Here is a 14,442-nt window from a genome sequence, read left to right as displayed (position 1 = left end):
GATCCGGCCGACCAGCCATAGCCATGGGGTAACCATCCAGTGTGGTCATGATGGAAGCCGGAGTACCTGGCATGCGCAACAAGGTAGCTGTAATCAGCCCTCCACTAACTGCACCCACATACATGCTGATGAGCAGAATGAAGGCGTTGATGGGATCCATGTTAAACGTCAGAGGCAAGGTCAGTGCGATCAACATGGCACCGGTCAGGCCCGGAATCGCTCCCATGGTAATTCCCAGCACAGTTCCAATCACCACCAGAAGAATTCCTTGGGTACTAAACAGGTAGACAGATGCTGATTGAAACGCTTCCATCTCTACGGCAAATCAATGGTGAATAGTTGAGTGAAAATGTAGTGGAGACCGAAGGACATAAGTAGGGCCACTTCCAAAATGGACACCCACTTCCGCTTGTCGAAACGCGTGAGAAAGAGGCCACTCGCGCAGATGAACACAATGGTCGACCACACGAAGGATAGCAACCCAAGCCCCATCAGCAGCACATAGACAACCGTCATAGCCAGGGTACCGAATGCAAAATCATAGCGTAATCCCTGTTTACTTTCTTTTGCAGCTGGAGAGCCAGTCGCAACCAATCGCCTTCCAAATACAATCACACTAAAAACGGCAACCGATCCCAGTGTCCACAGCGTAAAATCCGGAAGCTCAACGCGGCTTTCCGGCTTTATTTGATCAAAAACTTTCATCTGGCTTTCTATACGCTGATGCAATTCATAACCCACAATGATCCGGGGAAGTATTTGTAATTCGCCGGTACGCTGTTGGACGTAGTCTGTTTCCATCACCTTTCCCATGACCCCGGCAAAGTAATCGACAATCTCGGAATCCGTGCCCTTCGGAAACCACCAGTAATGAAGATTGGCACTATAAACCGGAAAGCCCAACTCCTCACCGGTCGGGACATCCGGGATTGTGGCAATACGCTCTTCTCCCAGGTAGGCGATGGCTTTTAATCCATTTTGCTGGAAACGAACATATTCACCGACCGACAAAATAATCACATCCAGATGTCCTCCCATGACACCCGCCAAACGATGAGCTCCCCCACCCGTTGCAACGAATCGAAATCGGGCACCGGGCAGCGTATTCTCCAACATGATGGCAGAAAAATGAGACGGCGTATTGAGGTTTAAGCCAAACTTCAAAGTTTCGGGATACTCCTTGGCGGCTTCCATCAACGCACCCAGGGATTGATAGGGAGACGCTTCCGAAACGAGCACCACCTCGCCAAACTCCCCTGTGGCTGCAGCCACGTCATAGTCGTCAGGTCCGTTAGGAGACTGCCCCGTGGATTTGGCGACCATCAAGGCTTCGTGCAAACAGAGCACGGTGTAGCCATCTGCCCGGGCGTCTTTAACATAGCTGCTGCCAATCGAAGTTCCCCCACCCGGCTTGTTTACCACCACCAAAGGTTGGGACATCAACTCGTAGTCATTGATCGCCTTTTGCACGATCCGGACAAAGGTATCCGAACCCCCTCCCGGAGCAAACGGCACGACCACTCGAATAGGTTTCCTGGGGTATTCATCACCCCGGTACGATCCGATCTTAAGAAACTGAAAGATGGCTAAAAGAATTAGCCCACAAATGAGCGAATGCTTAATAACGTTTCGTTGAACCTGAGTCATTCGAGATAAGGCCGAGGAAGCCTAATTCCTTACCGGTCCGGTAACTTCCCATTGGAATCCGCGTGTAGTCGTTTTTAGCACGCCGCCAACTCCACCGTAATAAAGCGTAGGAGGATTGGTCTTAGGATCAAAGACCAGGGTCCAGGCCATATTCGACCAACGTAACCCAGCGGATTCAAACGTATCCGCCTTATCAGTGCTAACAAAAACACCTGCTCGAGTACCGACATAGACATGGCTTGGGTTCGCGGGATCGATTGCCATGGACTCAATGAATTCGGTCAGTGGTTTGGCACCTGCCTTCCAGGTTTTTCCTCCATCCATGCTTCGAAACACTCCACGTGGCTGAGTCCCGGCGTAAATGACTTTCGGATTCGAAGGATCCAGGGCCAGCGTGCGTACATCGACATCATATAGCCCTAGAGGATTGGCAGACCAGTTTTTGCCTCCATCCGTAGTTTTATAAACTCCGTGCCAGGTACCGACGTAAAGGGTATCCGGTTGTTCCGGGTCGATGACCAGAGCGCGGACCACTTTGTCTAACAGCCCACGGTTTATTTCCTTCCAGGAGTTACCTCTGTTCGTGGTTTTGAAAACACCACCCCCGTTGGTCCCGGCGTAAACGATCTGGTCATCTTTCGGATGAATGACCATGGCACGGATTTCGCGGAAGGTAATGCCTTCATTGACCGCTTCCCAGCTCAGGCCTCCGTCGAGTGATCGGTAGACGCCCACCTCGTGTGTTCCGGCATATACCAGGTCAGGATTGCTCGTGCTTACCACGATAGCTCTTGGAGAATAGGTCCCCAGTCCATAGGTGGGCCAGTCATCTTGTCCTCCATTGGTGGTCTTACAAAGGCCTTTGGCTGCTCCGGCATAAAGGATCATCGGATCGGTCGGATGCAGAGCGATAGCCTGGGTTTCCCCGTGTCCGGGTGAACCCATTTGGGCGACGAGAATTTGATTGGATAAGAGCCCTGCCCCAAGCAGGCTGAGAATTTTCAAAAGTCTTAGCGCGTCCATGGAAATGCATAGCTGGGTTTATTGGAGTAGCGCTTGAGATAGATGCGCAGTTTCGATCCTGCTCCGGGGGCCAGATTCACCGTAAAAGCGCTGGCGTTTATTTCCTTCATATCCCGGGTCTCTGTACCCTCGGCACTGCTATGCCGCGGATTGGGTTGGCCGGTTGGCCTTTGTCTTTTGGCCCGTTGATCATGTTCTACCGAAATAAATTGATGCTCGCCGTAGGCACCTCCCTGGATGATGAGTTGCCTGCTTTCGGTGACATTGAGATTGATAATCTCCAGCTCGATCCAATCAGGTTCTATACGCGAAACGAGTGCGGCCACATCGGGTGGAAGACCGGACCGCCGGCGCTGGCCGTCGAAATAACGCACCTGGGAATACAGCATTTCACCCCGGACATCGACGGGTATGCCACCGGTCGAAAAGCGATTCAGGCTACGGGTAACCATGGGATCGGAATTGATCCATTTATTGTCCACCCAAGTTTCCGGATCGCCATGCTCGTCTTGGATGAGTCCTACCTTGCGTGCAATAATCTGGAGATCCTCACTAAATGCGCGTTCAGCATAACCCGGATTACGACCTTTAACAAAATAAGCCCACTCAAGATCTGCATCTCTTATTTTGCCATCTACCTTTTTTTGGACTTCGGCAAGACGCTCGATATGGCTCCAATCCTCCTGTTCTTGAGAAAAATACCAGATGTTAACATAGGGATAAGCTTCCTCCGGATTATAGTGATACCAACCGCGTTCATCATAGCGCCGAGGGACAACAGGAATTCCTTCACGGATCGAGTCTATCATTCGTTCGCTCACGTTTCTCTTCCGTAGTTCTGCCGGATCCATGGAAGCTCCATTGTCAATAAAGCCTTTGCTCCTGAGCAGAGCTACCTGACTCCTTGCCAGGTTCATCCAACGTGTATCTCCGCTCAACAAGGTGGCAACCTTCCCGGCGGTCAATTCAGCTCGTATAATATGCGATCCACTAGGCCAGACCCAGCCATAGTAACCACCAGTGGCCGGTGTATTCACCGATCTTCCCCGAGAGACCGACATTGTCGGGAGTGATGCCGTTGTTCTGCTCGGTCAGTTTTTCCCACCTGTGCAGGTAATCGGTTGCCCATTGCACATACTTTTTGTCGCCGGTGTATAGATAGGCGTTCGCGATCAGCGGCGTAGAAGTCAGGTTTATAGGAACGGCTCCCTTGGCCATGCGGTCGCTCATGCCCTTGACGAGTTTTGCAAATTGATCGTTGTCCGGATGGTCGTTGATCCAGGCGGTGGTGGCATCGACCCCCGGGATATCCTGAAAGGGTAACGGGTAGTATACCAGGTTTCCGTTGGTCGGTGTCCAATCCCGTTTGGTCCATTCCATGAGTGGGCCACGGCTGCCGCTCATAACCGCACGCATTTGCTTCAGTTTTGGGTCCCAGTTCTGGGCTTCCGGATCCTCGCCAATAAACATGGCTGCAAAGCGAACAGACCGGTCTCTGAATAAGGAGTCGCCGGGTTCCACCATGCCCATGGGGTAGAGAGATACGTAACCTTCACCGTGGTGCATCCAATCCCAATTGGAATCGAACTCCCGGTAGATCTGGCCATAGCGAGTAAACTGTTTGGTGATTCCTTCCCACACGAAACGGTGACGTTTGTCGATCTCGTCCGAGCCTCCCAGCGCGGTAAACAGGGAGAATCCCCGGAATGCCTCATAAATGTCGTCGGAAGAATTCATACCACCTTCGTAGCGTTCCTTGAACGTGAGGGTGCCATCGTCCTCGACATATTGATCGTAGAAAGCGATGCCCGCCTGGTTGAGCGCCTCGATCAATTGCCGTTCATACAATGCCCAAGCTGGCGGTTCCAACTGAACATCACATTGAAGGACCTTTAAACCAAGGTCGGATGAGTCATCCTGGGGAACGGCCGACCTGACTGAACCGCTACACAAGAGCACTGCGGCGATCGAGCAAATAGAAACTTTTCCAATCATTCTAATGGGTATCTGGAAAAAACATAGGGGAGAAAACAATGCATTTACCGATTTAAAAAGTAGCTCAGGATACGAACTACCGATATCCGGAGCTAATAGAACCTAACAAACAAACAACTACAAACAATGAACTTAGAACTTAAATGTATTGGAAAGATAGATGGTCCTTGGATTGGGGATGCGTACCACAGCCACCCGACCATCGGGATTCGTTTTGACCGGGATGTCGCCGCTCTCTCCTACAAGGTTGCGGATGTTCAATCGGATGCTCCAGTCAATCTTATCGTCCATGAGTCTCTTCCCGTAGCTGAACCACAGATCACCACTGAATAAGCCATCATCAAAGTAGGGCCTGGTTACATCGGGAACCGGGACTCCACTCTCCGGCTCGAGCTGGTATACGTAACCGGTCGCTGCTTCGTCTTCCCAACGGATGGCTCCACCGATACCGAATCCATCCAGGAACCCTTCCACGAATTCATAATTGGTAACACCAGTAACACGCCATTCGCGCTGTTCGTTCGATACCGTATTATCCAGGGCTTTCGCACCTCGAATCGGTGCAAGCAGTCCGCCCAACAAGGACACACTATAAGCTTCGGAATCAGCTCCCAGAGATCCATCTTGTTCAGTTTCCCCCAGCCGGGAAGATGTAACGGCAGAAACATAAGCTTCAGCCAAGCCTGACAACACAGAGGCCGTATTCGACTGTACGGTTTCCTGCTGACTGATGTTCATCATGAACCGCCAGGAAGGAGTGGGATTAGCGACCATTTCAACTTCGAAACCTTCCGCCACTCGATCCTGGGTGGACTGAACATTGGGAATAGCATCCGTTTGGTATCGGTCCCATTCTCCATCTCCATCATCATCTACCTGCCTTGGATTGGCAACTGCAGCTAAAGCCGGAGGAATGGTGGCCAAGGATGCGGTATAAAAGTCTTCGAAGCTTTTGTGGGGATAGCTTTCCACGGGACCGTTCACCCAAGCGAGTTCATCTTCCCAGGTATGCCCCCCCTGTTGTGCATCGCGGTAAGCATTAATTCTGCCTACCACGTGGTTCGCGAAATTGGTAGTGAGCGCCGGGTCCGTATTCACATTCACCAATTTTGTCGTGAACCAATTAAACTTAATCGAATATTTGTTGTCATCAGTGGAAATCAGAAACCCATATTCTTCCGTCGTACCTGTGGGTTGGCCGATAGACATACCCAGAGGACTGTTGCGAAGACCGATTGGATTGAAATTTTCCGATTCGGCGTAATGAACCTGCAGATTAAAGGGCAACTCTCCGAACAAGACTTCTGGATAGCGACCCACTAGGCTCCAGGTAGTCGTTTCTCCCGATTCGGCCAAAGATGGTGTGGTGGAAAGTCGGGCAAAATCAGGATTAAAAGTCAAATCTGGCAACGTTTGAGGCACTCCTGCTTCAGCCGCGTTAGCTCTGGCAAAGCTCGTGGTATCATCTTCACGCCAACCATAGAGTCCCACAATATGGTCATCCAAAAAGTAACTTTGCAAAGCCAAGGCTTTGGCTTCGATGTTGTTTTGACTGAAGTTTTCACTATACAACCAACTGTTTGTATAAATGGTGCCGGTCTTTAAGCTGCGGTCCAAAATTCCATTACTCGTTGAATTGCTAAGGGGAGTGGTGTCTACATACAAATATTCAAATGTGTCTCCCGGTTTAGGCCTGGGAAAATCAATCGGATATAGACGGACATCGTCCATAGATTGCACTCCAATTAGATTGTCGCTGGTAAAGACCGTTAGATTGGTATTTCGACGACCTCCACCTAATTGGTGTTGCATCGCTGAATCCATAGAGAAATCGTCACTGCCAGTCCCGTCTTTCATCTCCCAGGAGTGGCGGTCCGTCGTGTGATCGTTGTAAAGACCGGTAAGAGCATGACGTCCCAACCATCCCAAAAATCCATCGTTCTCCGTAAAGTCCACCTTGGCAAAGGCTGTAATACGGAAGGTCTCCCGATCCACTTCTGCATACTGCTGCTGGGTTCCGGCATTCGCTGTAAAAGCCCGGCCCAAATTCGGATTGAGCTGCCCATTCGGCAAGTAGACTGAATTCATGATATAGACATCATAGGGTCCTCTGGAACTGTGCGCCTCTCCTCCTGCAAAAAGAAAGTCCTGCGCTGTTTGATAACTTTGTTCATCATAGGCGATCTCAATACCCGCCATATTATTAAAAAAGTTTTGTTCCAATGTGAAATTTCTGGCTTCGAAATCTCGTACCGCCATGTCGTATCCGTTTGTGTACATTTTGTTGCGGTAATCGAACACATCGGTGTTTTGTAGGGTAGGCACCGCAAAACCAATGGCATAGGATTCCGAGTATGGGCTGTTGGTGGCAAACTCCCGGAAATCATTTACTCTTGTGGTACCAGGCAAACCGGCCGCGACCGGACTTCCTGCAAGACCAGTGCTGTCCAAGGTATCACCCGACCCGGCTCTCCAGGGAATCAGAGACGTGTAACCCTGGATATTGGAACCGGGAAGGCCCACACTCGCCGCTGCGCCTTGTCCTGGATAGTAAATACCGACATGTCGAAAATTACTCGGATGTACATTGGTGCCCACTTTGGACTCATTGGCCTGGGTTCCCAGCGGATCATCGTGCAACGCTTGAAACTCCCAAGTGCCACCCTCGCTGGGAGAGCGAACATTGGCTGCAGGTGTGGCACCGGTGTATTGCGATATGGAGGAGGGAGTTGGCTCAAACCAACCTTCATATGCGATCGCAGGTGGGATAACTTCCACCGGAGAACCTTTGCGCTCTCCTCTCTCGAAATTGGCTCTGAATCGAGTAGCATCGAAAGCATCACTTCCCTCGTTCTTAAATAGCACCACGTTTAGAGCAGCATAAAAACGGTTTTGATCCTCAAATGCAGGCTTTTGTTTGAATTCCTGACTCTCCTCAAGAATCGCGATTCGCAGGGCAACACGGTCCTCCACCAACGTTTTATTGAAGTCCATCACAGCGCGCCAACTGCCGTAGTTATCCAGGCGAATACTGATCTCGCCGAAATCGCTGTTTAAAATGCCCTGTTTGGTAGAATTATTAATAACTCCCCCTGGGCTACCTATACCGAAAAGGAGAGAATTCGGACCACGACTTACGGTCACACGATCCGTGTTGTAACTATCGAAAGGAATGTCCGTAAGGTAATATCCACGGGTCAAATCTGCCTCACCCAATCCACGAATACGCTGGTTCCTTTGTGGGTTGGTTCGAGCATCATTGTCATAAAAACGGCCCGTATTACTGGTTTGCGCTCCGGTGAAATTCCCTTGGGAACCTCCCACTTCGGTATTGGAAGTATAGGACAAGAGCGTCTGTGCATCAGTGGCACTGATGTCATCCATAAACTCTGAAGTGACAACAGAAATAGCTGATCCGAGATCCTTCAGATCGGTTTTGATCCGAGTTCCTGCCAACGTGCTGGTAGCCAGATAGCCTTGGGTTTCGGTTTCATCGACTGTGAAAGGACTCAGTTCATAAACCTCATCGTCTTCATTCTGAGCTGCTACTCGGAGAGTCGCTGAAAATAAAAGGACAAGGAGAAGTAGGCCTTTGGATACTATAGAGAAATAACTTCGTTTATTGGTAGTAAATAAAACGTTCATGATGTTCATATTGGAGTTGTTAATAAGCAAGTTACCGCCATTTGGAACGGACCGATACCATTGGTTCTAGGTGTTTATTAAGGTATCGAAGTTCGTTTCAAAGCGTAATGCATTCGATTCAGAATCATTTTGACAGAAAAACAAGAGACTCATTGCTAAACGCGTTTAACAGAAATTAATATCAACCCGCAAGCGGGGGTAATTCAGTCATAGTAATTGAATAAAGAACTCCACTCCATAACCATGATGGCGAAGCCAACTTGATCGACGACTTGTCCATGTACGGAGAGGACTTTTCTTTGCTTCTTTTCCTTCGGCACAGGCATAGTCATTTTCCCGTCAAATTCAACTATCGAACTTTCGAGCAATCCTGAATTTCAGACGATGCGACCCCTATCACATGAAATTTTCAAACACGTTCGAACCCGATAGACACTTCAATTAGCAAGTGCCTGTCCTAGAAATCAAACGTCGAGCTAAGGACAAAACGTCGTCCCTCATTGAAACGAACGATATTGGGTAAGCCTGAATAATTTATTCTCACATCGATAAGGTCATCCTCATCAAGAACATTACGGATATTCAACTGCAGCGTCATGTTTACCTTACCATCAAATACTTTACATTTATGCCGGAGCCACACATCAACCTGGTACTCCGAGCTTCCGAAGATAGGTTCGTCCACATTGCGAATGGGCCCGAGCTCCGAATCAACAATAATAGGAAAACCAATAACCGGCGCATCTTGCCAGCGTACCGCGCCGCCCAAGGAAGAACCTTTCAGAACTGTGTCTTCCGAGAAGGAATAGGTACCACCCAGATTGGCGCGCCATTTGCGAAGTTCATCACTCAGTTTCCCATTCTGGGACACCAGGCTTCGGAGAACAGAGATCTGTTGCACAACACGAGTTACGATCGTATCCTGTTCATTAATGCCGGTTCCTGGCTCCCGGTCGTGGAGAGCCAGTATAGCAGGTTTATTCCAAGCGGTGTGTAAGCGCTCGATCTCAGGACCGGCAGTCTGAGCAATTCCGGTTTTAATAGCTTCCTGTTTTGCAGCATTGAAAAACAGCCGCACATTGCTGTTTGGATTGTAAAGTAATTCCAATTCAAATCCTTCCGAGATGGTTTGAGTAACGTCTCCCGCCCCAATGGCTTCTGTTTCCAGAATTCTAAATCCCGGTCTATCGGGATCGTCTCTGAACTGATATCCATAGGCATCTTGAACAGCTTGAATCGGCAATTCCCAGCCTGATGCCGCAATGTCAGCGGTTGAGTTCCATGCATACACAGAGGTGGGAATATTTCTAAAGTACCAATTATAGGGATTTGCCGGACCTGGATCTGGACTCAGATTCTGATTGGTCTCGTACCAGGTTCCTTTGACGAAGAACTTTCCATCCATGAGTTCGAGGGTGACACCATAATCTTTACTCTCACCAAAAGGAGGAGAAAATTGAGTCCCAAAACTTCCAACAGGACTTGGAAGAGTTTCATTGGGATTGAAGTTTTCCGACTCGTTGTAGTTAAAGCTCACACCCATACCCGTGTCTCTCGACAATATGGATTCCGGGATATGGTAAACCGCACCCCAACTAAAGGTCTCGTCCTCGATATCAATCACCAAGTCGTCACCATCAATGGTCAGACCGCTGAGATCATGCGTTCCCAAGGCATCCTCGAACTCCGTACCATTCAGAGCACCTGCGACCCATTTCTTATTCTTGTCTTTTCTCCAACCCACGGTGGTTATCAGATTGTCGGATAGAAACTTGCTCTGAAGGGCGAAAACCGTGGATTTAACTTCTATCTCCGATCGCGAGGAATTTATAGTTAAGGTATCCTGGCTATCTTCCCAGTTGAGCACAGTAAAATTTCCGCGGGCAAACCTTTTATCGCTATCAATGTATAAGACATCAATCGAACTGGGAAACTCAACATAGTCGCCGAATTTCTTTATATGGGCACCAGAGGGGCTGCTTTCTCCGATAAAAGAACTTTTAGATGCGTCAAGATATTGCCAGAACCCGGTGCGCAGGGCACCATCGTACTTGGCTTGGGCGACACTCATGCCCGAGGCTAACCCATAGGCGTGCTCCATAGCCATACCTGGTCCACCATAGGCCATCTCGTCCTGAAAATTCTCTTCAAAAAGGGCGGTGAAGGTATGCTCACCCAACCACTTTCCGATAGCTCCCCAATGTTCTTTTGCATCAAAATTGGCATAGAGCAGCGCACGCTTGGTTTCCCGCTCTTCCGTGCTTTTACTCCATTCAGGCATACCTGAGATGAAAGGGCGTCCAATATTGCGGTTAGCTGTGCCGTCCGTAAAAGTTTCATTGATGTCCATATTTATCGACGAATTGCGAAAGCCTCCATCGATGAGGTTAAACCAGCCACTATCGAATTCCTGCTTGTCATAGGACAATTCGATCCCCGCATTTCCATCGAAAAAAGTCTGCTGCAGGGAAATATTGTGAGCTTCAATATCGTGCCACTTTTTGGTATTCCTTCCATCCATCAGCTGATTGCGAAAATCAAAAACCGATGCGTCTTGAATCTGAGGACTGCTTACAAACAAATCTCCAGGCAGCCCTGAACCGGCCAGACGAATCCTCCGGGCATCGTCGTTCATGGTGGTAAACATGGGCGAAAAGTTTCTTTGCCGAGCGGGATTTACCGCATTGAAATTGGCAAGGTCCAGATCTGCCAGAGGCATGGGGTTGGATGGAATCGGCGTAAGAGAAATATTCGGGGTTGGGCCATCAAAGACGATTAAAGGAGTGGTCGCTCCCGGCAAAGGAGTACCATCAATGGTTTGAGCCGCCAAACCGGCCTGGCGGTCACGAAAATCCTGACCTTTAACCAGTATGGGTTTGCCCAGGTTCCACCAATTGGTGAAACGATCCCGAGGTGGACCGTTCACGGGCGGAGTGCTGGTCATATCACCTGTTTCAGCATTTATCCTTAACAAGGTGGTCTTTGTCAAATTGATGTCCAACGCACCAAATATGCGTTGTTCTTTCTGGTAAGCTGGATCCTGTTGAAACTTTTGGTCATTGTGCAGGCCCATAATGCGAAGCCGTACTTTTTCGTCAGCGAATACGCGGTTGAAATCAAACGAGCCACGTAATGTCCCGTTGTCATCTGTTTGAAGTCTTAATCGATTGCGATCCACAGTCAAAGGTTGGGAAAGGCCCTGGTTGACGATTCCGGCAGGGCTACCTAAGCCAAAAAGGATATTGTTCGCCCCACGATTTATATCCACGCGATCCACATTGTAAGTATCCAATGGGATGATGGACCCGAAGTAATTGCGCGTCCGGTCGGCATTGGCTAAGCCCCGCACGCGCGTGGTGGTTTGATTGGTCAGTGCAACTTCGGTAAATTCAAATGTTCCAAAGTTTCCCGTTTCAGTAGCGGAAGTAAAATTGCCATTGATGCCATCGACTTCCATACCAACCGCATAAACGAGCAAATCTGCAATATTAGTAGAACCCGTATCTTCGATAAACTCCTGTGTCAGGACACTGATCGACGCGGCGATGTCTCTCAATTCCGATTTAATACGGGTACCTGCCAGGGTGGTGGTAGCTTGGTACCCAACCGTTTCATTTTCCTGCACTGAGAAAGGATTAAGCTCGTAAATATTGTCATCTTCCCGTGAAGCGTTTTGGGCAAATAGTCCGGGGGAGCTTGCCAAAGCAAGCGCGAGAAAGCATTTGACCATACGCCAAATACGGGGGTATTTTCGTTCATTGTTGGAGTATGTTAGAGGTTGATTGGAGTATCTCCCATTCTATGAACTTCATTTGCGTTATGTAATCAACGGGGATTGTGCTAAACACGTTTACCAGTAGTTAGCTCCTGTTCAAAATTTAGGAGAAAATAAAAATCCCGGCGGAAGTTTCCCTTGGTTAATCAAATGAAATATTCACGGTCTTGGGAAAACCCGGATGTTGTTCGTGCGCCTGTGCTCCTTTGAATCTTCCATACACCGGCCAGCTTTCGAAAGTCACGGTAAACTCTGCCTTGTTAAAGCGAACGATGCCGTAGCCGAGGCCCTTGTTACGGAGATAGTCGAGGGTCGCCCTTCCTTCTCCTTCGTAGTCATCTTCAATTAAGAAACTAAAGGGATTGGCTGCCGCCCACATGGTGATTTTGTTTCCCCAACCATCAAGAAAGCGCCCGGTGTAGTCGGGCATACTAGGTTGTCTGTTTTCTCCATCTACTTTTGGTGTCCAGAGACGACGAGTTCCGGTTATCAGTGCGGGCAACGTGAATGACCAACCGGCGTCTTCCCAATCGTCGATACCCTGTTGTACCAGAGTCGCGAAGTGCAGATCGCCATGGATCATGACCGCATTGGCATCGCGAATAACTTCCAAAGCGCGTTTACGTCCTGATTGAGGCCAGCCATTGGAATCGAAGTCGGCCACCATAAGATGATGCGGTTGGCAGTAGGGCGATTGGGATAATACCGCCCGCAGTTTTTTACCGTCCGATCCCCATTGGCGAAGAAAGTCCAGTTGCCGTTTCCCTAACAACTGCAAGTCATCGCGATCCAAGGTGGTGGTATCGAAATTTTCCTCCTCTATGACATCCAACAAGGGTAGGTTCCGCTCCCCCCGCATTTTAAAAAGCGGTTCCATGGCATCAATCACATCGCCGGGCGCCGACTTGAATTTGCGATCATTGATCAGGGCGAAGCTGACACCGCCGACATCGAGGCTGGTATAATAGGCTTGGATACCTTGCTGTACTGGCGTTGGGTCGAAGGGGTCCGGGTGGTGACCCATTTGAGTGTGCTCCACCATCCTCACCCACTCGGGATGCATCCGATAACCACCGAAACATCGCAGATCCGCCCCGGTCGCATCCGTTGGCATGGCAGCGCCCTCCTTGCCCCAAAGATCGTTGGAGTACACATCGTGATCATCCGGAATCATAACACTCGGCCGATCTTTTAGTAGTTCGCGAAAACTGAGACCCAAGGGCCAGAATTTACCCAGGTAATTTAAGGTCGCACGTGGTACTTCCGATTCGGTTTTAGCAACGACAATACCATAACCACCGCAAGTCTCGTAGACCTGGTCACCTGCAAAGTAGAGTATATCAGGATTCTGCTCCAATAGGTTCTCCTCGAAGAAGCGATTTGGAAACAGTTCAGCGTGTGAGCAGGTGAGGCCTGCCAGGACGATGCTATCTTTGTCTTTGGGATTCTTTCGGATGGTTCCACTCCATTGGGCAAGCTCTGATCCATCCACAGATTTCCATTCATAAATAACACGATATTCCTGATCGACGGAGTCATCCCAGTTCTCAACCCGGAAATTTGCGGTGAGCGATAACGGATCTATGAGACTTTCAGCGACAATATTCCATTTCCCGTTTGACCGCGTTTGCAACTTGGCGACCTGACTTGCTTCTTCTTCCATCGGAACGAAAAAGGCCATCAATTTAAGGATTTGATTATCCAGCGTATATTGGGTCCAAAGAATGGGGCCGTAAGTCTGCTCAGGATTAGACTTAAACTTGTTGCCGCTCACCGACCAATCGGAGAACCAGAACGTGGCATGATCGGGATCGCTGTGATCGTGGCGCTTTCTCGGCTTTCGAGTTAAGGGATGACAAGCGAGAGCCACATTTCCGACCAATGATTCGCGTTCCACTTGCGATTCCAGGGTAGCGGTTTCACCGTTTGCACGATCCACCGTCAGACGAATGGTGGCCACATTTCCAGCATAGGAAACTTCGAGATTTATCTGGCACTCTTTTAGGTCATCAGGAGATAGGACTGGGTCGGAATACCTGGAGTTTATTACGAGCCGACCGTCGGAAGTAATGCCCGCCTGCAAAGGTAGTTCCTGCATCAGTTCTTCGGCAAATCCGGACTCGATATCATAATAAATATTCGAACGGTAATCGTTTCTATGCCCCACCGCACCAAATTTGAATCCAGCAAAAACAACCCCATTAGCGGAGACAGCCATCCGATCCATCAAGCCTACCTTGGCCCGCATTTGAAAATCTCCATCCCCCTCAACAAGCTGATGCGTTAAGGCATGCACCTCATTTACCAGACCTCCATGCGTACACTCGATCCGCCCATCTGACAGCTGCCAGTTCATC

The 14,442-nt window shown here is 49.4% G+C and carries 8 protein-coding genes; all 8 read right to left on the bottom strand.

The window, feature by feature from the left end; all coding sequences use genetic code 11:
- On the bottom strand, positions 1-313 hold a 313-nt coding region (locus O3C43_21545), incomplete at its 3' end, for a tripartite tricarboxylate transporter permease (protein ID MDA1069079.1).
- A 2-nt stretch (positions 314-315) separates the two neighbouring features.
- Positions 316-1,647, bottom strand: a complete 1,332-nt coding sequence (locus O3C43_21540; protein MDA1069078.1) for a tripartite tricarboxylate transporter substrate-binding protein — start codon at positions 1,645-1,647, stop codon at positions 316-318.
- A gap of 21 nt (positions 1,648-1,668) precedes the next feature.
- Positions 1,669-2,670: a hypothetical protein gene (locus O3C43_21535; GenBank protein MDA1069077.1), complete on the bottom strand. Its 1,002-nt coding sequence runs from the start codon at positions 2,668-2,670 to the stop codon at positions 1,669-1,671.
- Positions 2,658-3,707: a hypothetical protein gene (locus O3C43_21530; GenBank protein ID MDA1069076.1), complete on the bottom strand. Its 1,050-nt coding sequence runs from the start codon at positions 3,705-3,707 to the stop codon at positions 2,658-2,660. Before O3C43_21530 ends, O3C43_21535 begins: the two co-directional genes overlap by 13 nt.
- Entirely contained in the window at positions 3,661-4,665 is a 1,005-nt protein-coding gene (locus O3C43_21525) for a hypothetical protein (protein ID MDA1069075.1), read from the bottom strand. The genes O3C43_21530 and O3C43_21525 overlap by 47 nt, the downstream gene beginning before the upstream one ends.
- Positions 4,666-4,797: 132 nt before the next feature.
- Entirely contained in the window at positions 4,798-8,310 is a 3,513-nt protein-coding gene (locus tag O3C43_21520; protein MDA1069074.1) for a TonB-dependent receptor plug domain-containing protein, read from the bottom strand.
- Between the two features lie 457 nt (positions 8,311-8,767).
- Positions 8,768-12,040: a TonB-dependent receptor plug domain-containing protein gene (locus tag O3C43_21515; GenBank protein MDA1069073.1), complete on the bottom strand. Its 3,273-nt coding sequence runs from the start codon at positions 12,038-12,040 to the stop codon at positions 8,768-8,770.
- 187 nt (positions 12,041-12,227) lie between these two features.
- Positions 12,228-14,442: alkaline phosphatase D family protein (locus O3C43_21510; protein MDA1069072.1), on the bottom strand; the 2,215-nt coding region annotated here is incomplete at its 5' end.

This window comes from Verrucomicrobiota bacterium (assembly GCA_027622555.1).
In the GTDB taxonomy this organism is placed as follows: Bacteria; Verrucomicrobiota; Verrucomicrobiia; order Opitutales; family UBA2995; genus UBA2995.
Note: the sequence above shows the minus strand (reverse complement) of the source record. Positions and strands in the feature narration are given on the sequence as shown.